The organism is Mesobacterium pallidum, from assembly GCF_019966535.1.
GTDB lineage: Bacteria > Pseudomonadota > Alphaproteobacteria > Rhodobacterales > Rhodobacteraceae > Mesobacterium > Mesobacterium pallidum.
Genome location: NZ_JAIMID010000013.1, coordinates 96,497 through 119,234 on the forward strand (window position 1 = coordinate 96,497; position 22,738 = coordinate 119,234).

Consider the following 22,738-nt stretch of genomic DNA (forward strand, 5'->3'; position numbering starts at 1 on the left):
GCATTTGCAGTTGTGTTCCGGGCGCGCCTGTTCTTCCCTTCGGACACAGACCTTGAGGCCCCGTGATGACCGACAGACCGCATTACCTTGGCCCGCTGACCGACAGCCGCCGCTGGGATCACGTGGCGATCCGGCCGGGTGACGTGATCGTGGTGACCCCGCCGAAAAGCGGCACGACCTGGATGCAGACCATGATCGCGCTCTTGCTCAGCGGCGATCCGCAGGTCGAGACGGACCTGCCGATCCGCGCACCCTGGGTCGACATCCGGTCGCGCGACATCGCCGAGGTGACGGCGCGGCTGGAGGCGATGGACCACCGGCGCAGCATGAAGAGCCACACGCCGCTGGACGGGCTGCCGCTGGACGAAGGGGCGCAATACATCTGCGTCTTTCGCCATCCGCTCGACGCGCACCTGTCGTTCCGTCGCCACGTGCGCAACCTGCCGCTTGACGTGTTCGAGCCCTGGTATCCCGCGGACGACCCGGCCAAGACCTTTGCGCATTTCCTTGGCGGCTCGGCCGATGGGCCCGAGTGCGATGCCACGCCGCTGGCGCATATCCTGCGCCACTACACCGCCGCCCGGGCGCTGGCGGACCGACCTAACGTCGCGCTCTTTCACTACGCGGACATGCAACGCGATCTCGCGGGCGCCTTCGACCGGCTGGCCGCGATCCTCGGGGTCGCGCATCCCGCGCCGGTGATGGCGCAACTGGTCGAGGCGGCCGGTTTCGAGAACATGAAGCGCAACGCCGCGCGCTTCGCCCCTGCGGGCGGCAAGGGGTTCTTCAAGTCCGATGCCGGGTTCTTCGACAGCGGCACCAGTGGCAAGTGGCGCGCGGCGCTGAGCGACGAAGAGATCTCGGCCTACGACGCGATCATGGCGGCAGAGCTGACGCCCGAAGACCGCCTCTGGCTCGAGACCGGATCGGGCCCGTTCTGAGGGCTTGAAACGGCGAAGGCCACGCGCCGCCGGGATGCGTGGCCTCTGGTCTTGCGGGGTTCGGCGATCAGAACAGGAAGTCGTCGCCGCCCAGGTCGCCCTCCAACATGCCCTCGAGCCGGATCGTGTTGCCGTCGCCGGCATCGATCAGCACGTCCGCGCCGTCCTGGGTCATGTGGTTGGTCCTCAGATCGAAGAAGCCGGTGATCGCGGCCACGCCGCTCAGGTCGATGACCTCGGCGGTGTCGAGGGCGTCGAAATCGGTGATCACGTCGGCCCCGAAAGCCCCCGCAAAGACAAAGGTGTCCGCGTCCGCGCCACCGGTCAGCAGGTCGTTGCCCGCGCCACCTTCGATGAGGTCGGCGCCGTTGCCACCGAAGATCGAATCGTTGCCGGCCCCGCCGAAGGCACTGTCGTCGCCGGCCGCGCCGAACAGCCGGTCGGCCCCGCTATCGCCGCGCAGCAGGTCGTCATCGCCGCCGCCGAACAGGTCGTCATTGCCGGTGCCGCCGTCGATCGTGTCGCGGCCCGTGCTGCCGCTCAGCGCGTCGGCCCCGGCGCCGCCCGAGAGCAGGTCATCGCCGTCTCCGCCCTCGAGCGTGTCGCGGCGGCCGCCGCCGTCCAGCGTGTCGTTGCCGGAGCCGCCGTCCAGCGTGTCCGACCCCGCGCCGCCGTCAAGTACGTCGTCGTCGGCGCCGCCGTCCAGCGCGTCGTTGCCGGCGCCGCCCGTCAACTCGTCCTCGCCGTCGCCGCCCAGCAGCGTGTCGTCATCCGCGCCGCCCGTGAGGGTATCCGCCCCGGTGCCGCCGTCGACAAGGTCGCGGCCCGCGCCGCCGTCGATCAGGTCGGCGCCGCCGCGGCCCGACAGCACGTCGTCGCCGCCTTCGCCCGTCAGCACATTCGCGCCTTGGTCGCCGGCCAGAGCATCGCCGTTGTCCGACCCCTCGACGTTCTCGATCCGGGCCAGCACGTCACCCTGGGCGTCGCCGCCAAGCTGGCTGGCCCGCTCGAGATCCACGTCGACTGCCTCGACCGAGCTTGCGTAGATCGCCCAGTCCGACCCGACCCCGCCGTCCAGCGTGTCGGCGCCCAGGCCGCCTTCGAACCGGTTGTCCAGCAGGTCGCCCGCCATCCGGTCGTTGAAGGCCGAGCCGCGGAACTGCTCGATATCCGAGAAGAAATCGAAGGTGCCGTCGCCGAAGCTGTTGGTCGACAGTTGCAGGTCGATGCCGATCCCGGAGGTCGAGGTCTCGTAGGTGACGATGTCGAACCCGGTGCCGCCGTCGTGGAAATCGGTCCCGGCGCCGCCAAAGAAGATGTCGTCGCCGGTGCCGCCCGCCATCACGTCGTTGCCCGAGCCGCCGATCAGCGTGTCGGCGCCGGCCCCGCCCAGCACGATGTCATTGCCGCTGCCGGCATCCAGAAAGTCATCGCCGGCCCCGCCGTTCAGCATGTCTTCGTTGTTGCCGCCATCGAGGCTGTCGTTGCCCGCGCCGCCGATCATGCTGTCGTTGCCCGACTGGCCGATGAGCGTGTCGTCACCGTCAAGGCCCAGCAACTGGTTGCCATCGTCCTTGCCGACCAGCCGGTCGTCGAAGAGCGACCCGGACAGCCCGTCGATGGCGGTCAGCTGGTCGCCCTCGGCATGGCCGCCGAAACCCTGTCCCTGCAGCGTCACGTCGACACCGGCGTCCGAGGCGCTGTAATCGGCGATGTCGTGGCCGCTGCCGCCGTCCAGGAAATCCGCCCCTTCGCCGCCGACCAGCGTATCGGCACCATCGCCGCCGAAGATCGTGTCGTCGCCGGAGCCGCCTTCGATCACGTCGCGCCCGCCGCCGCCGGCGATCCGGTCGTTGGCCGTGGTGCCGGTGATGTCGTTGTCGCTGCCGTTGCCGTCGATGCGGATCGTGTCGTTGCCGTCAAAGCCGATCATCTCGATATGCGACAGGTCGACCTCGAACCCATCGTGCTGCACGAACAGCTCGATGATATTGTCGGGCGCGGACAGCACCTCGATCTGCTCTACCCCGACCATCTGCGAGGAAGTGGCGTCGAAACCGCGCCGCCCCGAGGTCGTCTCATTGATGAAGATCCGTTCGACGTTGATCAGCAGGTCGTTGCGGAAGTCGTTGAACTCCTGCAATTCGACCGTGTCGAACCCGTCGCCGCCGTCAAAGCCGAGAAAGCCGTTGTTGCCGACCGCGACGCGCTGTCTGAAAACGTCATCAAAGGCCGATCCGATGATGCCGTCGATACCACTGTAGGTGTCCCCCGTCGCCTGGCCGCCCTGGCCGACGCCTTCGTTGAGCGACACGATGACAGCGGCGTCCGAGCTGGCATAGCTGACGAAATCCGGCCCGCTGCCACCGTTGAGCACGTCCGCGCCTGCGCCGCCTTCCAACGTGTCGGCGCCGTCGTTGCCGTCCAGCGTGTCGGCGCCGTCACCACCCAACAGCAGGTCGTTGCCGTTGTTGCCGATCAGCGAATCGTCGCCTTCGCCGCCGTCCAGGATGTCGTTCCCGTCGCGGCCATCCAGCGTGTCGTTGCCCGCCTCGCCAAACACGGTGTCATCCCCGCCGCCGCTGCGCACCAGGTCGGCGATATGCGATCCGGTCATCCGCTCGGCGCTGCCCGTGCCGGACAGGAAGGTGCTGTGGCCCGCGTCGAAGCCGGTGAAGGTGATGCCCGACAGGTCCAGCTCCACCCCATTGTCGACGGTGAAGTCCATGGCGATGCTGTTGCCGCCCGCGTTCTGCACCAGGGTCACCTGCTCCAGCCCCTGCACCTGGTCGGACCGCAGGCCAAAGCCACGCGTGCCGCTGGTGGTGTCGTTGATCTCGATCGCCTCGATATTGGTGAACAGATCGCCGCCGAAGTCGTTGAACTCCTGCAGCGTCAGCGTGTCGAACCCGTCGCCGCCATCAAAGCCGACAAAGCCGTTGTTGCCGCTCGTCAGCCGCAGGATGAAGCGGTCGTCGAAGGCCGAGCCGATGAGGCCGTCGATGCCACTATAGGTGTCGCCCGTCGCGTGGCCGCCGGCGCCGATGCCTTCGTTCAGCGCGACGGTGACGCCCGCGTCCGAGGTCGAGTAATCGGCGAAATCCGCGCCGCCGTTGCCCTCGAGCACATCCGCCCCGGCGCCGCCGGCCAGCGTGTCGGCCCCGTTGCCGCCGACCAGGCTGTCGGTGCCGTCGCCGCCCTGCAGCAGGTCTTCCCCATCGTCGCCGAAAAGCGTGTCGTCGCCACCAAGGCCCTCGAGCGTGTCATTGCCGCTGTTCGCGTCGATGAGGTCGGCATCCTCGGTGCCGACAAGAAGGTTCGCGTCGTTGTTGCCATTGATGATCGCCATGGTCTTTCTCCTGAAATGCTGTGCCCCGGCGGGGCGGTTATGTGGATTGGTCGGGCGCGGCGGAAAAAGGTTCGAAAAAAAATCGTGGAAATCTCCTGCGCGTTCCGGCAGCGGATATGGCAGGGACGTGACGGCAAGTCGCCGGGCCGTTCAATTTGCGGTTGGATGGCCGCCGGGCCTCGGATTAGAAAGGCGCCATGCTGGGCGCCGCAGGACGAAAAACCGATGCCGACGGGGATACCGCGCTGCTGGCGCGGGTCGCGGATGGCGACATGGCCGCGATGAAGGCGCTTTATATGGCCCATGCCGATGCCATGACCCGGTTCGTGCGCGGCCGCGTGCGGGACGAGGCCGAGGCGGCGGACATCGTGCATGACACCATGCTGACCGTCTGGCGCGGGGCGGCGGGGTTCCAGGGGCGGTCGAGTGTGCGCAGCTGGATGCTGACGATCGCGCGCAACAAGGTGGTCGATGTGATCCGCAAGCAGGCGCGCGTCACCTTGGGCGATCCCGACGACCAGCTCCCCGACGACACGCCCGATCCCGAGGCGGCGCTGGGCGCGGTGCAGGACGCGGCCCGCCTGCGCGCCTGCGTCGAGGCGCTGCCCGAGCGCCAGCGCGCCGTCGTTCACCTGGCCTATTACGAAGAGATGCCCCTGGCCGAGATCGCGGGGATCGAGGCGGTGCCCGAGGGCACTGTCAAAAGCCGCATCCACGCCGCCAAGCAGCTGTTGCTGCGCTGCCTCTCGGGAAAGGGGCGGAAATGATTTCGAACCTTTTGCCCGCTGGCCCGTCCAACCCTTGTGAGCACGAGTTTTCGCAAAGGAGCCAGCCATGACCAGCCAGCGCAATTTCAGCGAAGAGGACCTCCTGGCCTATACCCACGGCCGGGCCGATGCGGAGCTCCGCGCCCGGATCGAGGCGGCGGCCGAGGGCGACCCCGCCCTGCGGGCAGAACTGGCGATGACCTCGGCGCTCAAGGGCGCCCTCGGCGACGCGACGGATGGCCCCGACACGCGGGAGCTCGGCTGGCGCCGGCTCGAGGCAGAGATCAAACGCAGCGCACCCGCGAACGTCCCCACTACGCCCCGCACGGCCTTCTGGCGCGTGGCGGCCGTCGTGCTGGGCGCGCTGGTGCTGGGGCAGGGCGCCTACATCGCCACCGCCCCCGGAGACGCACCGACCTATCGAACGGTGTCGGAGGAGGCCGAGGGCTTCGTACTCGCCGTCGCCTTCACCGCCGACGCGCAGATGGCCGAGACGCAGGCGCTCTTGCGCGAGATCGGCGCGCGGGTGGTGGACGGACCCAGCGCCATCGGCCTCTTCCGCCTCGCCTTCGACAGCGCCGAGGATCTCGCGGCCGCGCGCGCAGCACTGGCCGCCTCGCCGCTGATCGACCTGGTTTCCGAGGAATAAATGATGCGCCGCTTGACCCTGCTGCTGCTCCTGGCCCTCGCATCCTGCACTGACACCGTCCTGCCACGCGTTCCGCATCCCGACGGCAACACCTACGCGGTGGCGGACATGCAGGAACTGGTGGTGCTGACCGCGGATGACCCGCAGCTGCTGATCGATCGCGTCACGGCGCTGGGCTACGAGGTGCGGGCGGTCTACCGCCTCGGCACCCTTGGCGACACGATGGTGGTGCTGGGCATCCCCGCAGGCCGGACCCTCGCGCAGGCCATCGCGGAAACCGAGGCCGAGGTGCCCGGTATCACATCCGGTGCCAATCACCTGTACACCCTGCAAAGCCGGCCGGCCGAGGGGCGCGGGGGCTATGCCGCGCAGATGATCGGCTGGCCGGCGGGCGGCTGCCGCGCGCGGTCGCGCGTCGGGCTGCTGGATGCCGGGGTGCAGCCGGGCTACCCGGGCCTTGCCGACGGGCGCATCCGGCAGGAAAGTTTCACCGGCAGCGACGCTCCGCCGCGCAACGATCACGGCACCCGCATGGCCGAGCTGCTGGTCGGGCCGGGGCGGCTGCGGGGCACCACGCTTTACAGCGCCAACGTGATCGACCCGGGGCTGGGCGCGGGGGATGCGGCGGGGGTCGTGTCGATCCTGCGCGGGCTCGACTGGCTGGCCGCGCAGGACGTGGACGTCGTCAACATCAGTCTCGCCGGGCCGCGCAACAAGCTGCTCGCCCGCGCCATGGAACGCGCGGCGGACGAGGGCATGGTGCTGATCGCGGCGGTCGGCAATGCCGGCCCCGCGGCCCCGCCGCGCTTTCCGGCGGCCTTCCCCTTCGCGCTGGCGGTGACGGCGGTGGACGCCGACGGCGCGATCTACCGCCGCGCGGTGCAGGGCGATCACGTGGACATCGCGGCGCCGGGGGTCGACATCCTGCTGAGCCCGGGCGGCAAGTTGACGGTGTCGAGCGGGACGTCGATGGCCGCGCCCTTCGTCACCGCCGTGGTGGCGGCCGACCCGGCGCTGGCGCATCGCGACGTCGCAGACCTGCGCGCGGGGCTGGCCGCCCGGGCCGAGGACATGGGCGCCCGGGGCCCGGACAAGGTGTTCGGCGCGGGGCTGCTACGCGCGCCGAACGGGTGCTAGACGCGGCCCCTTGCGGGGCCGCGCGTGGTCAGTTCAGCGACACGGCCGCCGGGGCGGCCTTTTCCAGCGCGGCGGGGGCGAAGGTTTCGAGCATCGCCTCGGGGCTGACCGCCTCGCCCTTGACCACGCCCTTGGAAAGAACCCAGTCCGCCTCGGCCGACAGCAGCTCGGCCAGCCCCTTGTCGAGCGTCAGCCCGATCTCGACGTCCTGCCACATGGCTGCCAGCGCCTCGGGCGTCATCGCGCCCTGGAGGGAGGCGCTGACGGCCTCCATCGCGGCCTGCGGGTCGGCCTTCACGTCGGCATCGGCCTTGGCCAGCGCCCCCATGAAGGCATCCAGCACGTCGCTGCGTTCCGTCGCCATCTCGGGCGTGGCGGCGAGGATGTAGTGGACCTCGTAGCCCGGCACGCGCAGCTCGGCGTAATCGTCGCCCAGCGTCTCGGCCGCGGCGGTGTAGAAGGTCGGGAAGGGCACGATGGCGTCGAGGTCGCCGCGCGCCAGCGCCGGCACGAGGTCCGGCGGGGCGGCGCCCACGACCTCGGCCGCGACCCCGGCCTCCGACAGCACCTTGTCGAGGTAGAAGTTCACGTTGGTGCCGATCGTCGTGCCGATCCGCTTGCCGGCGAGGTCAGCGGGGGTCGCCACCTCGCCCGAGGCGGTGTTCACGATCACCTTGCTGCCGGTATAGCGCGCGAGATCGCCGATCACGACGAATTCCTGCCCGGTCAGCGCGCCCACGGCGGCCGGAAACTCGGCCATGAAGGTCACGTCGACCTGGCCGCCGATCATCGCCTCGAACCCCTCGCGGCCGGTGCGGAAGGCGACGAACTCGATATCGAGGCCGGCTTCTTCGAAATAGCCCTTCTGGATCGCGATATCGACCTGCGGGGTCTGCGGGTTCGGGGACCAGGCAAAGGTCAGCTCTTCGGCACTTGCCATTGGCGCGGCGAGAGCAGAGGCGAGGGCAAGGATGGAAAGATGTTTCATGTCAGTCTCCTAGAGGGTGTCTGCAAGCATGGTCTTGGGGTGAAGAAGGCCCAGGATCTCGTCCCGGATCTCGAGAAGGTCATTGCCTGACCGGCTGAGCGCGCGGGGGCGCTGATGGGTCAGGTGGTAGTGGCGGATGATGCGGCCGGGCGCATGGCTCATCACCTGGACGTGGTCGGCCAGCAGCAGCGCCTCGTCCACGTCATGGGTGACGAACAGCACGGTCGCCCGGTGCTTGCGCCAGATCCCCAGGAGCAGGTCGTGCATCACCAGCCGCGTCTGCGCGTCGAGCGCGCCGAAGGGTTCGTCCATCAGCAGCACCTTGGGGCCAACGGCGAAGGTGCGGGCGATGGCGACGCGCTGCTTCATCCCGCCCGACAGTTGCTGGGGGTACTTGTCCGCATGGGCGCCCAGGCCCACCTCGTCCAGCGCTGCGCGGGCGCGGTCGATCTCTTCGGTCTTGGACAGCCCGAACTGCTTGAGGCCGAAACGCACGTTGTTGAGCGCGGTGAACCATGGAAACAGCGCGTATTGCTGGAAGATCACGCCCACATCCGGGGACGGGCCGGTGATCGGCTTCCCGTCGAGGCGCAGCGCGCCTTCGGCCGGCGCGACGAAGCCGGCGATGGCGTTCATCAGCGTGGACTTGCCGCAGCCCGAGGGGCCGATCAGCGCGGTGAAGGTGCCGGGTTCGAGCACGTGAGAGGTGCGGTCCAGCGCCGTCACCGGGCCCTGCTTGCCGTCGAAACGGATCACGACATCGTCGATCTCGACCCGGCCTGTCAGTTGATCGGTCATCAGCCTTGCTCCCAATGGACGAGTTTCTTGCCGATGGCGTGGACGACGAGGTCCGCCACCGCGCCGAGGATGCCGAGGATGATCAGGAGAGAGAACATCCGGTCGGTGCGCACGTATTGCCGCGCCTCCTGCAGGCGGAAGCCGATGCCGGACGAGGCGCCCGACAGCTCGGCCGCGACGAGGCTGAGAAAGGCAAGCGCCACGCCCAGCCGGATGCCGGCAAAGATATGCGGTGCGGCGGCGGGCAGGACGACTGTCAGGAATTCGCGCATCTTCGTCGCGCCAAGCGACCGGGCGGCTCGCAGGTAGGTGTCGGGCACGTATTCCATGCCGTGGTGCGTGTTGAACCAGACGGTCAGGAAGACGGTGTAGCTGACGACGAAGTACTTGGACCCCTCACCGATGCCGAACCAGACGATGGCCACGGGGACCAGCGCGATGGCCGGGATCGGGCGCAAGAGGTTCAGGAAGGGGTTCAAGAGCGTGCGGATCAGCGCCACGCGGCCCGTCAGCAGCCCGAGCGAAACGCCAAGCGTCGCGCCGATTCCGAAGCCGACCGCGGCGCGGCCCAGCGACTTGCCGAGGTCCTTTTGCAGCGTGCCGTTCTGCCACATCTCGACCGTGGCGGACCAGACCGACCAGGGGGCGGGAAAGATCGCCTCTTTCACCGCGCCCGAGGCGCCGACGATGGCCCAGATGCCGAGGATGAAGGCGAAGGAGACCAGCGGCAGCCCCGCCGTCGCCCCCATCGACAGGAGCTGCGAAAAGCGGGGCACCGCGCGGCGGGCCCGTGGGGTGTCGGGTGCTTCTGTCACAGCCATGTCACCCGCTCCGCCGCGTAGCGATGGGCGCGGAAGCAGGTGTTGTGCTGTCCGCGAATGAACTGGTTCAGCGGCGCCGGGTAGTCCGCGAAATCGGGGATCACGAATTCCCAGGCGATCTCGCCCTTGGGCGTGACCTCGAAGAGCCGGCCAAAGGCGCTTTCGCAGATCAGTGTGTTGCCGTTCCAGAGCCGCTGCGCGCTGCCCATGAAGGGCGAAAAGAAGCTGGGCGCGTTGGGGTCGGTGTAATCCCAGGTCGTCTCCATCGTCTTCGGGTCGAACTCGAGCGCCCGCGAGAAGGGGTTGGAGGAACCCGGCCGCATGTTGCCGTTGTCGAAGACCAGCACGGTGCCGCTTTCCATCATCACCGGGGTGTGCTGCTGGGCGACCACCTCGGGGCCGGCATGCCAGACGATGCGGCCCGAGGCTTTTTCGACCGCGATCACGCCCGAGGTGGTGCGCAGGCTCATCAGGATCAGGCCATCTTTCGTCTCGGACACGCCGTTGATCATCGGCCAGTGGCGGCGGTCAAAGATCGGGTGCACGGGCAGGTCGGCCGGGTCGATATGATCCCAGATCTTCCATTCCCAGACCGTCTCGCCCTTGCGGTTCACCTGTTTCACGATGTCCGACTGGAAGATGCTGTCAGCCCCGTCCTTGCGCGGGTCGCCGCCGCAGACGCGTTGGCCGAGGTGCTTCGGCAGTTCGGCCGCGACGGTATAGAGCAGGTCCCCGTTCGGCAGCCATTGCGCGTCGTGGTGATGGTAGATGTCCTCGTGGCGCCACACGATCTCTCCCTCGGGGGTCGCCTCGTAGAAATCGCCGCCGTGCCAGAGGTCCCAGGCGGGATAAAGCGCGGCCGAGGTCGCATGGCTGCCGTTGTAACCGAGGTTGCCGTTTTCCAGAAGCACGGCGTCGCGGCCGGGGCGCACGGGCATCTGCCACTGGTGGGCGATACTGCCCTCGATATCGACAAGGTCGACAATGCCGCCGCCGGTCTGGCGGGCATAAAGCGTGTAGCCTCCGGCGGTCTTGGCGCGGTCAAGCGCGGTCAGGCCAAGCCGCCGCCGTCCCAGCGTCACCGCACTGGCGTGTTCCGGGTCGAAAGTGCCATTCATGTTGTCCAGCATTGTGTTCTCCCGTGTGCTGTAAAACGTTTTAATGCACTATTGCCTTGCGCCGGATGCTATTAAAACGTTTTAATGGTCCACAGAGGCGATTTTTCTCGTGACGGCGCGCGCATGGGCGGAAACAACCGCGATGCGCTTAGAAAAGAGGCGATGCTTGCATGGATCAAAAGGCCGCGACCCCGCGCAAGCGGGCGACGATCAAGGACGTGGCGCGGCTGGCGGGGGTTTCTCCGGGCACGGTTTCCAACGCGCTCAGCGGCAAGCGGCGGGTCGATTCGGAGACGCAGGCGCGGATCACCCGTGCCATCGAGACGCTGGATTACGTGCCCAACCTGGCCGCGCGCGGGATGCGCACGGGGCGGGCGGGGACCATCGCGATCTTCTCATCCATGCCGACCGCGGTGGCGGCGGGGACGTCGCGGCTGGGCTTCCTGATGGAGCTTGCCGCCTCGGCCGCCGTGTCCGCGATGGAGAGCAACACCGCGCTGCTGCTGATCCCGCCGATCGCCGATCCGGGCGCGGCGCTGGGCACGATCGCTTTCGACGGTGCGATCCTGGTCGAGCCCTCGGCGAACGATCCCTACCTGTCGCTGCTGGCCGCGCGGGGCGTGCCCACGGTGGTCATCGGCCCGGCCGAGCCGCGCGCCACGTTGAGCGTCACGCTGGATTACCAGGCGATGGCCGGGATGCTGTTCGATCACCTGGCGGAGGGCGGCGCAACGCGCATCCCGCTGGTCATCGGCCAAAGCCCGCGCGCCTCGAACGAGGTGTTTCGCGCGGTCTACACGGCCCGCTGCGCGGCGCGCGGGATCGTGCCGCAGGTCATCGCGCTGCCCGAGGCAGAGGGGGAGCGCGGCGCGCGCGAGGCGCTGGGCACGCATATCGCCGCCCATGGCCCGCCCGATGCGGTGCTGGTGCCGATCGACGCCATGGCAACCGGCGTGATGGCCGCGCTGCGCGGCGCAGGGCTGGACGTGCCGGGCAAAGTCCGGGTCGCCACGCGGTACGACGGCTTGCGGGCACGCAGCGAGACACCGCCGCTGACAGCGCTTGACCTGCACCTCGACCGGGTGGCGGACCTTGCGACCCGGCTGCTGGTCGATACGCTCGAGACGGGAACGGACGGCGCCAGCATCGCCGCGCCGGCGCCTGAACTGGTGGTGCGCCTGTCGACCGCGCGCAGCTAATCCGGCCCGGGCGCCGCGTCGAGAAAGGCACGGATGCTGTCGGGCGTTCCCGGCTTGTCGATCACCGGCACGGTCAGCAGGTTCTCGGGCATGTGCCGCCGCCCGTGGGCGCTGAAGAGGCCCAGGTGCACGTCGTTGTCCAGCAGCAGGCCGGCCAGGTCCCGGCTGTCCCGTTCGGGGCCGAGCATGAAATCCACGATGGCCGCATCGGGGAGGGATCGAGAACAGGCGCGCAGCGCCGAGTCCTCGGTGCCGAAAGGACCCATCAGGTCATGGCCAAGGTCCGAGACCCAGTAGGCCAGGTCGATCTGGACGATCGGGTCGGTTTCGAGGATGAGCACTTTCATGGTCTTTCCTCCCTGGCCGGACCGGGCCTGTCGGTACGCGCACCACCAGCCGGCCCGGTCTTTGCGATCCGAATGGCCCCCTGCGCCCGGGTACTGATTGACAGGACCTGGCGCCCGTTGGGTCTGGTGGTGGGGCTCTCCCGTCACATGAAACTACATGAGAGTCGCATCTTTTTCCACGAGACAAGTGGGAGGCCCGAACAAAAGTCGTACTTAAGATGTGGGTTTTTGCCCGCGGGTCCGCCCGGACCTGTCAGTTCTGACATGGTGCGGCCGCGAAAGGCCGGCCACGGACGGTCAGGCCGCGTCCAGCAGCCGCAGGACATGGGCCGGGCCCACGGGGCGGATACGCGACGGGTTCAGCGCCTTGATGGCATAGTAGCCGCGCGTGATGTGGTCCATGTTCACCGTCTCGCGCACGCCGGGCCGGCGCAGGATCCGCTTCATGTAGGCCGAGAGGCGCGGGTAATCGGCGATCTGCCGCCGGTTGGTCTTGAAAAGCCCGTGATAGGCCGCGTCGAACCGGATCAGCGTGACAAAGGTGCGGATATCCGCCTCGGTCACGTGGTCGCCAAAGAGGTAATCGCCGGTCAGCCGCTCTTCGAGCATGTCCAGCGTGTCGAAGACGCCGGCGACCGCCTCGTCATAGGCCTCTTGCGAACTGGCGAACCCGGCCTTGTAGACGCCGTTGTTCAGCCGGTCGTAGACCTCGGCGTTCAGCGCGTCGATCCCGGCGGCGTGCTCGGCGGGGTAGAGCCGCAGGTCCGAGGGCACCAACCCCTCGAAGGCCGTGTCGAACATGCGCAGGATGTCGGCGCTCTCATTATTGACCATGACGCCACGAGCCATGTCCCACAGCACCGGAACCGTGGCGCGGCCGGTAAAGCCGGCATCGGCGCGGGTGTAGAGCTCGTGGATATGGGTCGCGCCGAACAGCGGATCCGCGTCCGCGCCCTCGTAGCCGCCGAACTGCCAGCCCTGGTCCGTCATCACCGGGTTGACGACGGTGACGGGGATCAGGTCATCGAGGCCTTTGAGCTTGCGCGCGATCAGCGTGCGCGAGGCCCAGGGGCAGATAAGTGCAACGTAGAGCCGGTAACGCCCCGCCTCGGCCTTGAAGCCGCCCTCGCCGGTCGGGCCGGCAGCGCCATCGGGGGTGATCCAGTTGCGGAAACTCGACACCTGGCGCACGAACCGGCCCTTTTCGTCGGCCTTCTGCACGGGTTGCCAGGTGTCGGTCCATTTGCCGTCTACGAGCATGTCATCAGCCTCCGGTCAGCGAGCGTGGAAAACGTAGGACCGCATGGACACCGAGGCGAGGTCGATGTTGTCGGTCATGAAGGTCAAGTCATCGCGGTCGTCCGAGGCGCCCGCGATGGTGAGCGCGGGCAGGTAATGGTCGACCGAGGGGTGCGCCTGCGCCAGCAGCGTGCCCAGGCCCTTGCGGTCGGCCAGCGCCGCGAAATCGCGGTCGGTGAGCTTGTCGGCAAAGAGCCGGTCGAACTCGAGCGCCCAGTCGTGCGGCGTGGCTCCCGCGCCCCATTTCACGGCGCGCAGGTTGTGCACCACGTTGCCCGAGCCAAGGATCAGCACGCCTCGGTCCCTAAGCTGGGAAAGCGTGCGCCCGATCTCGAGCTGGTGGTCGAGCCCGCGGGACATGTCGATCGACACCTGGAACACGGGCACATCCGCGCCGGGGTAGAGGAACTTCAGCACCGTCCAGGCGCCGTGGTCGAGGCCCCAGCTGTCGTCCTCGTCAGAATGGTGGCTGGCCAGCAGGGTGACCACGTCACGCGCCAGCTCGGGCGCGCCCGGTGCCGGGTATTGCTGGTCAAAGAGGGCCTGTGGGAAGCCGTAGAAATCGTGGATCGTCTTGGGCATGGCCGAGACATCGACCAGCGTGGTGCCGCGGGTCATCCAGTGGGCCGAGACGACCAGGATGGCCTGGGGACGGGGCAGGGTGCGGCCCAGCTCGGTCCAGGCGCGGGCGTAATGGGTGTCTTCGATGGCGTTCATGGGCGAGCCGTGACCCAGGAACACCAGCGGCATCCGGCTCGAGGCCGATAGGCTGTCCCTGAGCGAGGCGAGGGTATGCGTGACAGACATGGCGTTTCCTTTCAGGTCAGGCGGGTGGGGGCGGCGCGCCGGGGCTGGCCCGACGCGCCAGTGTTTCAGCGATACGAGAACATGTACATCCCGACCATTTCGGCGTTCTTCGGCGTCGCATAGTCAAAGCCGTAGTAGTCGCCGTACGTCGGCCGCAGCGCGTCGGTTGCGTATTCCCCGACGGCCTTGATCCAGGTCGACAGGTACGCGGTGTGGGCGTTCACCGCGGCCGGGTTCTCGACGGTCGAGCCGAAGGCGACGGTACCCAGCGCCTCGCCCACGGCGGCCTCGAGATCATCGAGGAACTGGCGGTAGAAGGCGACATCGGCGCGCGAACCCACATTGCCATGACCGCCCGACAGGTAGTCCCAGTCCAGCGCGTCGATCTGGTTCACCAGCTCGCGATAGCCGAAATAGCCATCGGCGCCGGCAAAGGACCAGAACGGCGGCTGGTCGGGATTGATGACGTCCGGCACGTGCACCACGCCGGTGCCTTCCAGCACATAGGCCGCGTGGTCATGGGCATGGGTCTCGGCGGTGAAGGGCGCGACGGTGACGGTCAGCCCTTCGAAGTCGAAGGCATTCCTGTCGGCCGGGATCACCTCGGTCGGGCGCGGCAGGGCCGAGCCGAGCTCTTCCATCAGCGCGGCAGTCCGGGCGGTGGCGAGGATGCGCAGCTCGGGGAAGGCGGCGATCAGCCTGGGCGCGTCGGCGATGTGGTCGGCGTGATCGTGGCTGTAGAGGATCGCGGTGATCGGCAGGTCGGTGACCTGGGCCACGGCGGCAAGGACCGCCTCGCCCTGGCCTTCCAGCGCGTCGAACAGCAGCACGCCTTCGTCACCGACGTAGAACACGGTGCCGTAGAAGCCGGCCTGGAAGAAATAGACCCGGTCGGTCAGCTTTTGCAGGATGTAGGGCTGGGTGACGTTCTTGGTGTAGAGGTTCTCGATCTTCTGGCCGGGCTCGAGCGCGGTGGCGGCGCTTTCGGGCACGTAGGTGGCGCCGACGGTCGAGGGCGATTCGGTGATGTCCTGCGCTTTGGTCGGGCCCGACAGGGCGATGCCAAGGGCGATGGCAGAGGTAAGGGTGATGATGCGGAACATTGGGGGGTCTCCGGGTGTGGTGACTTGGAGGGAGGTCCGGGGCCGGCCCCGTCGTGGGGACCGGCCGGTGTCAGATGCGCGGGGTCAGGCGAACTGGCCCAACGTCTTTTGCAGCGCGGGGATGCGCAGGGCGTAGGCGCCGGCGCCCAGCAGGGCGATGGCGACCTGCGCGATGGCCCAGAACAGCGGGTATTCCCACCCGCCGTCCTCGCCCGAGAAGGACCAGCCGTTGCCGGCATGGGCCCAGGTGGCGCCCAACAGCACCGCGATCAGCGGAAGCGAGACCAGGCGCACGGCCACGCCGGCGATCAGCAGCAGGCCGCCGCCGATCTCGGCCAGGATGGTCAGGTAGGCGGCGATGGCCGGCAGGCCCATGGAATCGAAGAAGGCGACTGTGCCGGGGATGGTGAAGACGCTGATCTTCATCCAGCCGTGGGCGACGAAGAGCACGCCGCTGGCGACGCGCAGGAGGGTGGCGGCGGTATCGGCCTGGGTGGGGGTCTGGGTGGTCATGGGATCAACTCTCCTTGGCGGTGGCCATCGTGGTTTGGCCGGTTGCATTGGCGGGAAATTAGCCCTTGCTGTTTCCGTATGAAATGGCGACATCGGTAAATGACTTTCTTCGAAATGTTCTGAATGGGGATGCCATGGACATCGTCGATGAACTCAAGGCCTTCGTGGCCACGGCCAAGACGGGCTCCTTCACCGGGGCGGCGGACCAGCTGGGCATGTCGAACCGGCTGACCTCGAAATACGTGGCCGAACTTGAGGGGCGGCTGGGCGTGCGCCTGTTCCAGCGCACCACGCGGCGGGTCGGGCTGACCCCGGCGGGCGAGGACCTGCTGGCCCGGGCGCCTGCGCTGCTGGACGAGCTTGACGACCTGCTGGCCGAGGTGTCCGAGGGCTCGCGCGGCTTCATGGGGGTGATCCGCATTTCGGCGCCGGTGACCTTTGGCGAGATCTACGTCGCGCCGATGCTTGCACGGTTCGGGGCGCAGAACCCCGGCCTGACCTTCGATTTGCGCCTGCATGATGGCTATGCGGACCTCGCCAGCGACGGGATCGACGTCGCCTTTCGGATCGGGCAGTCGGACATGCTGTCGCTCAAGGCGCGCAAGCTGGGCGAGATGCGCTCGGTCGCGGTGGCGAGCCCGGCCTATGTCGCGGCCCATGGCGCGCCCGAGACGCCCGAGGCGCTGGCGGATCATCCCTGCATCCTTGACACCAACCGCCGCGCGCCGCGGCGCTGGTCGTTCCGGCAGGGCGATCTGGACCGGGTGGTCGAGGTGCAGGGCCGGTTCCAGGTGAACTCGGCCCGCGCGGCGGCGGCGCTGGCGCGGGCGGGCATGGGGATCGCCTACGGACCCCGCTTCGCGCTGGGCGCGGCGCTGGCGGCGGGCGATCTGGTGCCGGTGCTCGAAGGGTTCACGGGGGCGACGGCGCCGGTCAGCGCGGTCTACCTCGAGGGGCGGACGCTGCCGCGCAAGGTGCGGGCGCTGATCGACTTTGCTGTCGAGGACATGAAGGCGTCCGACGTGCTGTGACGCCGGACGCCATCGGAGTGCTCAGCCCAGGATGGCCGTCAGCGTGTCGCGCATCGGCGTGGTCGGACGGCCGATGAGCGTGCTCAGGTCGCGGCTCTCGGTCGCCAGCGCGCCCGAAGCGGCCTTGGCGTCGCTGTCGGCAAGGATGCCGGCAAACCCCTCGGGCAGGCCCGCACCGACCAGCGCCTCGGCATAGGCGGCCTCGGGCAGGTCGACATAGGCGACCTCCTTGCCGGACACCTCGCTCAGCAGCGCGGCGTATTGCGTGAGGGTAAAGGTGCTGTCACCGCCCAGTTCATAGACCTTGCCCTCGTGGCCGGCCCCGGCCAGCACGGCGGCGGCGGCCTCGGCGTAGTCCTGCCGCGAGGCGGTGTTGAAGCGGCCCTCACCGGCGGCGCCGAAATGCTGGCCCATCGAGACCGATTGCGGCGCGGTGCCGGCGATGTTCTCGGAATACCAGCCGTTGCGCAGCAGGGTGTAGGGGATGCCCTTTCCCTTCAGCGCCGCCTCGGTGGCCAGGTGTTCCTCGGCCAAGGCCATGCCGCCGGTCTCGGCGTTCAGGATCGAGGTATAGGCGACAAAGCCGACGCCCGCGGCCTTGGCCGTATTCAGCACGTTTGCGTGCTGGGTGGCGCGCTTGCCGACCTCGGAGGAGGAGATGAGCAGCAGCCGGTCTACGCCTTCGAAGGCGGCTTCCAGCGCGGCGGTGTCTTCGTAATCGCCGCGGCGCGTGGCGATGCCCTTGGCGGCATAGGCCTCGGCGGCGCTGTCCGAGCGCACGAGGGCGATGATGTCGGCAGCGGGCACGAGGGTCGCGAGGTGGTCGACGACACGCTGGCCCAGCTGGCCCGATGCGCCGGTCACGAGATGGGTGGTCATGGTCTTTCCTTTCAGGTCTCGAATCGTGTACAGGTCTCATTTAGAGACTTATGGCTTGCCTCGGAAGGAGGCAGGTTTTCGGCACAAGGTTACGAAAAGGGGACCGCGTCATGGATGGAAGCATGGGGGGCGCCAAGGCCAGCCGGATGGAGGCCTGGCGCGCGCAAGGGTTCGAGCCGAACAATTGCCCGGTGCGGCAGGTGCTCGACCATGTTTCGGCCAAGTGGCCGGTGCTGGTGCTGATGGAGCTGGGCGAAGAGCCGCGCCGCTTCAACGAGTTGTTGCGGGCGTTGCCGGATATCTCGAAGCGGATGCTCACGCAGTCGCTGCGCAACCTCGAACGCGACGGGCTGGTGCGGCGCGAGGTGTTCGACACCAAGCCGCCCAGCGTGCGCTACAGCCTGACCGCGCTGGGCGAGGGGTTCCTGCCGCACCTGCTGGCGCTGGTGGACTGGGCCGATGCGGGGATGCCGCAGATCCTGGCGGCGCGGGCGGCGTTCGACGCGGCCTCGGCCTGACGCTCAGACGGGCGGACTGGCCCAGAGGTGCAGCCGCCCGAGCCCCTGCGCGTCGTGCTTTGACGTCAGCACCATGCCGCCGGGGCTCAGCGCCGGTTTTGTCGGCGCGGCGACCGGCACGTCGTAGGTGGCCATGAGCCTGCCGTCGGGGGCGTAGCGGTAGATCTGCGCGCCGCCCACGCCGGCGATCCAGTAGGCGCCGCCCGGATCGACCAATGCACCGTCTGGGCGCCCCTTGAGGTCGTGAAACGCGGCGAAGGTCGCGCGGTTGCCAGGCTTGCCTTCGGGCCCCACCGAACATGTCCAGACCGTCTGCACCTCGGGGTGCGAATCCGACAGGTAAAGCCGCTGGCGGGTGTCGTCCCAGGCCAGCCCGTTGATAATGCGGAACCCGTCCAGCACCGGGCGCAGCTGGCCGCCCGCCTCGTAGAGATAAAGCACGCCATCGTCGCGCCGCGCCTCGCGGTCCATCGTCCCGGCCCAGAGCCGCCCCTGCGCGTCAAGGCAGGCATCGTTGAACCGCTGGCCCTTTGCGGCCAGCTCCGCGATCCGCGCGAAGCCCGCGTCGGGGGCAAAGCGGAAAAGACCGCTTTCCATGCCCAGCACCACGTCATCGCCGAGGATCTGCACGAATCCCGGCGTCTCGGACGTCTGCCATGCGTCGGTCGATCCGTCCATGCGGGTGCGCAAAAGCTGCCGCCCGTCGATGTCGACCCACCAGACGGCCCCGTCCCGCGCCGACCAGACCGGGCTTTCGCCCAGCTTCGCTCCCTTATCCGACAGCGGCCGGAACATGGCCGCCTCAGCCGTCAACCCTTTGTCCTGCATGCGCTTTCCCCTCTCGGTCCTACCGATCCTTCCGCGCCCTGACGCCAGCCGTCAAGCCCGCAGGGCGCAAGGCAATTGACAGGACTGTGTAGATAAGAATATTAATATATTACTTTGGAGGAACATCCAAGACAGGGAGGAATTCACCATGACTTTCGCAAGAAAGGGGCGGCTGCTGTCCGCCGCTTTGGCCACGTGCCTGGCCCTCGCGGCCGGGGCGCAGGCGGAAACCACGCTGCGCATCGGCACCGTGCTGGCACCGAACGATCCGATGGGTCAGGGGCTCGACAAGTTCGCGGCCGAGGTGGCCGAGGCCACGGGCGGGGAGGTCGTGGTCGAGATCTTCCACAACAGCCAGTTGGGCGACACGACCGAAATGCTGGACCAGGCCCGCGCCGGGGCCAATGTGGGCACGGTGACGGATGTGGCGCGGCTGTCGTCCTTTGTCCCGTCGCTGGCGATCATGTCGGCGCCGTTCCTCTTTGACACCTACGAGCAGGCGGACAAATTCGCCCTCTCCGACGAATACCTGGCCTGGGGCGACGAGCTGGCCGAAAAGGCCGGCCTCGTGATGCTGGCGTCGAACTGGTACCAGGGCGCGCGCCATGCGCTGACGCAGAAACCGATCTCGGGCCCCGCCGACCTTGCGGGCGTGCGCATGCGCACCATCGGCGCCCCGGTCTGGATCGAGACGATCCGCGCCATGGGGGCCGAACCCACGCCCATCGCCTGGGGAGAGGTCTATTCCGCGCTGCAACTCGGCTCGATCGACGCGGCCGAGGCGCAGCCGACCGCGATCTGGGGCGCCAAGCTGTACGAGGTGATCGAGAACGTGACCAAGACCGGCCATATCCAGCTGGTCACCGCGCTGGTCATCTCGGCCGACAGCTGGGACGAGCTCTCGGACGAGAACAAGGCCATCGTCCGCAACCTGGCGGTCGAGAACGGCCGCTATGCCTCGGGCCTCACGATCGAGCAGGGCGAAGAAGCGCTGGCCAAGGTCGCCGAGGCAGGCGTCACCGTCAGCGAGGTCGACCTCGCCCCGTTCAAGGAGGCGGTTGCCAAGGTCTACACGATGCTGGACCTTGAGACAGAAGCCGAGATCGTCCGCGCCGTGCTGGCCGAGTGATCCCGGGCGGGGGGAGGACGCAGCCATGTATCGCAAAGCCGGGGCCCTGTTTCGTCGCGTGGAAACAGGCTGCGCCATCCTCCTGCTCATCGCCATCGTGGTCCTGGTGGCCGTCGCATCCATCACCCGCGCGATGGGCGCGCCGATCATCTGGTCGGTCGAAATCGCCCAGCTGTGCTTTGTCTGGCTCTGCATGCTCTCGGCCGACCTCGCGCTGCAGGGCAACCGGCACTTCGGCCTGACCGCGCTGCCCGATGCCCTCGACCCCCGGCACCGCCGCTGGCTGGAGCTGGCGAACCGCGCCGTGCTGGTCGTGCTGCTGGCGTTCCTGCTGACCTACGCCTGGCGCAACGCGGTGCTGATGCACCCGCGCCTGATCGGGGCGACCCAGATGCACGGGTCGCTTATCCACGCGTCGATGGTGGCCGGGCTCTGCCTGCTGCTGCGCACGATGATCGTTCAATCCGTCGCGCTGTGGCGTGACGCCCCGACCGGCTGACTGACCTCAATGCTCCTGCTCATCGTCGCGCTTTTTGCCCTGTTCCTCGTGCTGGGACAGCCCGTGGCCTTTGCCCTGATGCTGGCCGCGATCCCGGTCTTTGTCCTCAGCGGGACCATGCCGCCGACCGTGGCGATCCAGAAGATGGTCTCGGCCACGCAGAGCTTTCCGCTGCTGGCGGTGCCCTTCTTCATCCTCGCCGGCAACCTGATGAACGTCACCGGCGTGACCGAGCGGCTGGTGACCTTCTCGCGCCTCCTGACCGGGCGGCTGGCGGGCGGGCTGGCGCAGGTGTCCATCCTGCTGTCGTTCATGATGGGCGGCATCTCGGGCTCGGCGGTGGCCGATGCCTCGATGGAAAGCCGCCTGCTGGGGCCGTCGATGATCGACGAAGGCTTCGGCCCGCCGATGACCGCCGCCATCCTTGCCTTCGGCTCGATCATCACCGCGACGATCCCGCCGTCGATCGGGCTGATCCTTTTCGGCTTCATCAACGAGGTCTCGATCGGGCGGCTGTTCCTCGCCGGCGTCATCCCGGGCATCCTGCTGACGGTGATGCTGATGGGCACGACCTGGCTGATCGCGCGCCGGTCGGGCCATGTGCCGATGCTGGATGTGCGGCCGGAACGCGGCGCGCTCTGGGCCAGCTTCAAGGACAGCGTCTGGGCGCTGATGTTCCCTGTGGTGCTGATCGTCGGCTTCCGCTTCGGCATCTTCACCGCGACCGAGGCGGGAGCCTTCCTTGTCTTCTACGCGCTGTTGATCGGGGTCCTCGTCTACCGCGAGCTGACCGTCGCCAAGCTTATCGAGGCGATGACGGAATCGCTCAATGACCTCGGGATGATCATGCTGCTGATCATGATGGCCGGGGTGCTGGGCTATGCCATCACGCTGGAGCGCGCGCCGCAGCAGATCACCGCCTTCGTCACCACGCTGACGGAAAACCGATGGGCGATCCTGATGCTGATCGTCGCCGTGCTGGTGGTGTCGGGCATGTTCCTCGAAGGGGCGGCCAACATCCTGCTGGTCACGCCCATCGTCATGCCGGTGCTCACGAATGCGGGCTTCGATCCGATCCACATGGGCATCCTGATCGTGCTGCTGATCAATCTCGGCGGCCTGACTCCGCCCGTGGGCGTCATCATGTTCACCGTCTGCGGCATCCTGAACGTCAAGACCGGCGCCTATACCCGCGCCGCGCTGCCGTTTTTCGTCGCCTTGGCGGTGTTTTTCATCCTGCTCGCCCTTGTCCCCGCCCTGTCGACCGCGCTACCGCGCGCCGTCATGTGACCTGCCCGAGGACCCCCGCGCCCATGCCCTCTGCCAGCCCGACTGCCCGACTGCCGGACACCTTGCAGGACCAGACCATCGCCTCGCGGGTCTACGAGGCGCTGCGGGCACGCATCGTCGCGCTGGACCTGCCGCCGGGCGCGCGGCTGTCGCGGCCCGAGCTGGCCGAGATGTTCGGGGTCAGCGCCTCACCCCTGCGCGAGGCGCTCCAGCGGCTGGAACGCGACGGGCTGGTGGCCACCTTCCGGCAGTCACGCACGGTGGTGACGCATCTCGATGCGGAAAGCCTGCGACAGGAGCATTTCCTGCGCACCGCCATCGAATGCGAGGTGGCGAACGCCTTGGCCGCCTTGCCGGACAAGGCCGCGCTGGCCAAGACCGCCGCGATCCTGAAGATGCAGCGCGCGCTGGCTGGCGACCCCGACCAGGTCGATCTTTTCCGCCAGCTGGACGAGGATTTTCACCGCGCGCTTTTCGTTGCCGCCGGTTTTGCGGAGCTGCATGGCGTGGTGCTGCAAGGGTCGAACCAGATGGCCCGGCTGCGCACGCTCGACCTGCCCAGCGAGGGCAAGCGCGCCTCGGTCATCGAGGGCCACGCGGCGCTGCTGGAAGCGATCATGTCCGGCGACCGGCACGCCGCGACGGATGCCATGCGCGCGCACCTGTCGGGCACCATCGCGCGGCTGCCCGAGATCATGGTGCAATATCCCCAACATTTCGCCTGACCG

The 22,738-nt window shown here is 68.1% G+C and carries 23 protein-coding genes; 11 read left to right on the forward strand and 12 right to left on the reverse strand.

What is annotated here, in order from left to right; all coding sequences use genetic code 11:
• Positions 1-65 precede the first annotated feature (65 nt).
• On the forward strand, positions 66-941 hold the full coding sequence (locus tag MF270_RS18305; protein ID WP_238367223.1) for a sulfotransferase domain-containing protein: 876 nt from the start codon (positions 66-68) through the stop codon (positions 939-941).
• A 67-nt stretch (positions 942-1,008) separates the two neighbouring features.
• Here MF270_RS18305 and MF270_RS18310 read toward each other — a convergent pair whose 3' ends face one another.
• Entirely contained in the window at positions 1,009-4,290 is a 3,282-nt protein-coding gene (locus MF270_RS18310) for a calcium-binding protein (RefSeq protein WP_238367224.1), read from the reverse strand.
• Between the two features lie 197 nt (positions 4,291-4,487).
• Here MF270_RS18310 and MF270_RS18315 point away from each other — a divergent pair, with 197 nt between their 5' ends.
• The 3 genes from MF270_RS18315 (at position 4,488) to MF270_RS18325 (ending at position 6,843) form a co-directional block, all read left to right on the forward strand.
• A complete protein-coding gene (locus MF270_RS18315; protein WP_238367225.1) occupies positions 4,488-5,057 on the forward strand; it encodes an RNA polymerase sigma factor in 570 nt (189 codons plus the stop codon).
• A 67-nt stretch (positions 5,058-5,124) separates the two neighbouring features.
• Positions 5,125-5,706, forward strand: a complete 582-nt coding sequence (locus MF270_RS18320; protein WP_238367226.1) for an anti-sigma factor — start codon at positions 5,125-5,127, stop codon at positions 5,704-5,706.
• Positions 5,707-5,709: 3 nt separating this feature from the next.
• Positions 5,710-6,843, forward strand: coding sequence for a S8 family serine peptidase (locus MF270_RS18325; protein WP_238367227.1), 1,134 nt, complete (start codon positions 5,710-5,712; stop codon positions 6,841-6,843).
• 28 nt (positions 6,844-6,871) lie between these two features.
• On the opposite strand, the gene MF270_RS18330 is transcribed toward MF270_RS18325, so the two are convergent.
• Genes MF270_RS18330 through MF270_RS18345 form a run of 4 tightly spaced genes read right to left on the reverse strand, consistent with a single transcriptional unit; the run spans position 6,872 to position 10,580 of the window.
• Positions 6,872-7,831, reverse strand: coding sequence for an ABC transporter substrate-binding protein (locus MF270_RS18330; RefSeq protein WP_238367228.1), 960 nt, complete (start codon positions 7,829-7,831; stop codon positions 6,872-6,874).
• Positions 7,832-7,840: 9 nt separating this feature from the next.
• Positions 7,841-8,629, reverse strand: coding sequence for an ABC transporter ATP-binding protein (locus MF270_RS18335; RefSeq protein WP_238367229.1), 789 nt, complete (start codon positions 8,627-8,629; stop codon positions 7,841-7,843).
• A complete protein-coding gene (locus MF270_RS18340) occupies positions 8,629-9,450 on the reverse strand; it encodes an ABC transporter permease (RefSeq protein ID WP_238367230.1) in 822 nt (273 codons plus the stop codon). The genes MF270_RS18335 and MF270_RS18340 overlap by 1 nt, the downstream gene beginning before the upstream one ends.
• On the reverse strand, positions 9,441-10,580 hold the full coding sequence (locus MF270_RS18345) for an aryl-sulfate sulfotransferase (protein ID WP_238367231.1): 1,140 nt from the start codon (positions 10,578-10,580) through the stop codon (positions 9,441-9,443). Before MF270_RS18345 ends, MF270_RS18340 begins: the two co-directional genes overlap by 10 nt.
• Before the next feature lie 158 nt (positions 10,581-10,738).
• On the opposite strand from MF270_RS18345, the gene MF270_RS18350 reads away from it, so the two are divergent.
• A complete protein-coding gene (locus MF270_RS18350; protein WP_238367232.1) occupies positions 10,739-11,767 on the forward strand; it encodes a substrate-binding domain-containing protein in 1,029 nt (342 codons plus the stop codon).
• Here MF270_RS18350 and MF270_RS18355 read toward each other — a convergent pair.
• The 5 genes from MF270_RS18355 to MF270_RS18375 all read right to left on the reverse strand — a co-directional run bounded on the left by MF270_RS18355 (position 11,764) and on the right by MF270_RS18375 (position 15,836).
• Positions 11,764-12,114 (reverse strand): response regulator, encoded by a 351-nt coding sequence (locus MF270_RS18355; RefSeq protein WP_238367233.1) that lies wholly within the window; start codon positions 12,112-12,114, stop codon positions 11,764-11,766. The genes MF270_RS18350 and MF270_RS18355 overlap by 4 nt on opposite strands.
• 297 nt (positions 12,115-12,411) lie before the next feature.
• Positions 12,412-13,374 (reverse strand): glutathione S-transferase family protein, encoded by a 963-nt coding sequence (locus MF270_RS18360; RefSeq protein ID WP_238367234.1) that lies wholly within the window; start codon positions 13,372-13,374, stop codon positions 12,412-12,414.
• 15 nt (positions 13,375-13,389) lie between these two features.
• Positions 13,390-14,220 carry a 4,5-DOPA-extradiol-dioxygenase gene (gene ygiD, locus MF270_RS18365; protein WP_238367235.1) on the reverse strand — a complete coding sequence of 277 codons (831 nt, stop codon included), beginning with the start codon at positions 14,218-14,220 and terminating at the stop codon, positions 13,390-13,392.
• Positions 14,221-14,285: 65 nt separating this feature from the next.
• Positions 14,286-15,323 (reverse strand): MBL fold metallo-hydrolase, encoded by a 1,038-nt coding sequence (locus tag MF270_RS18370; RefSeq protein WP_238367236.1) that lies wholly within the window; start codon positions 15,321-15,323, stop codon positions 14,286-14,288.
• 84 nt (positions 15,324-15,407) lie between these two features.
• Positions 15,408-15,836 carry a DoxX family protein gene (locus MF270_RS18375; RefSeq protein WP_238367237.1) on the reverse strand — a complete coding sequence of 143 codons (429 nt, stop codon included), beginning with the start codon at positions 15,834-15,836 and terminating at the stop codon, positions 15,408-15,410.
• Between the two features lie 134 nt (positions 15,837-15,970).
• On the opposite strand from MF270_RS18375, the gene MF270_RS18380 reads away from it, so the two are divergent.
• A complete protein-coding gene (locus tag MF270_RS18380; RefSeq protein WP_238367238.1) occupies positions 15,971-16,867 on the forward strand; it encodes a LysR family transcriptional regulator in 897 nt (298 codons plus the stop codon).
• 21 nt (positions 16,868-16,888) lie between these two features.
• Here MF270_RS18380 and MF270_RS18385 read toward each other — a convergent pair whose 3' ends face one another.
• Positions 16,889-17,746, reverse strand: coding sequence for an SDR family oxidoreductase (locus MF270_RS18385; protein WP_238367239.1), 858 nt, complete (start codon positions 17,744-17,746; stop codon positions 16,889-16,891).
• A gap of 110 nt (positions 17,747-17,856) precedes the next feature.
• On the opposite strand from MF270_RS18385, the gene MF270_RS18390 reads away from it, so the two are divergent.
• Positions 17,857-18,264, forward strand: coding sequence for a winged helix-turn-helix transcriptional regulator (locus tag MF270_RS18390; RefSeq protein ID WP_238367240.1), 408 nt, complete (start codon positions 17,857-17,859; stop codon positions 18,262-18,264).
• Between the two features lie 3 nt (positions 18,265-18,267).
• Here MF270_RS18390 and MF270_RS18395 read toward each other — a convergent pair whose 3' ends face one another.
• A complete protein-coding gene (locus MF270_RS18395; protein WP_238367241.1) occupies positions 18,268-19,092 on the reverse strand; it encodes an SMP-30/gluconolactonase/LRE family protein in 825 nt (274 codons plus the stop codon).
• Between the two features lie 148 nt (positions 19,093-19,240).
• Between MF270_RS18395 and MF270_RS18400 the strand changes: the two genes are divergently transcribed.
• Genes MF270_RS18400 through MF270_RS18415 form a run of 4 tightly spaced genes read left to right on the forward strand, consistent with a single transcriptional unit; the run spans position 19,241 to position 22,735 of the window.
• Complete coding sequence (locus MF270_RS18400) at positions 19,241-20,221, forward strand: C4-dicarboxylate TRAP transporter substrate-binding protein (protein WP_238367242.1); 981 nt, start codon at positions 19,241-19,243, stop codon at positions 20,219-20,221.
• A 25-nt stretch (positions 20,222-20,246) separates the two neighbouring features.
• On the forward strand, positions 20,247-20,720 hold the full coding sequence (locus MF270_RS18405; RefSeq protein ID WP_238367243.1) for a TRAP transporter small permease: 474 nt from the start codon (positions 20,247-20,249) through the stop codon (positions 20,718-20,720).
• A gap of 9 nt (positions 20,721-20,729) precedes the next feature.
• Positions 20,730-22,010 carry a TRAP transporter large permease gene (locus MF270_RS18410; RefSeq protein WP_238367244.1) on the forward strand — a complete coding sequence of 427 codons (1,281 nt, stop codon included), beginning with the start codon at positions 20,730-20,732 and terminating at the stop codon, positions 22,008-22,010.
• Between the two features lie 23 nt (positions 22,011-22,033).
• A complete protein-coding gene (locus tag MF270_RS18415) occupies positions 22,034-22,735 on the forward strand; it encodes a GntR family transcriptional regulator (RefSeq protein ID WP_238367245.1) in 702 nt (233 codons plus the stop codon).
• Positions 22,736-22,738 lie beyond the last annotated feature (3 nt).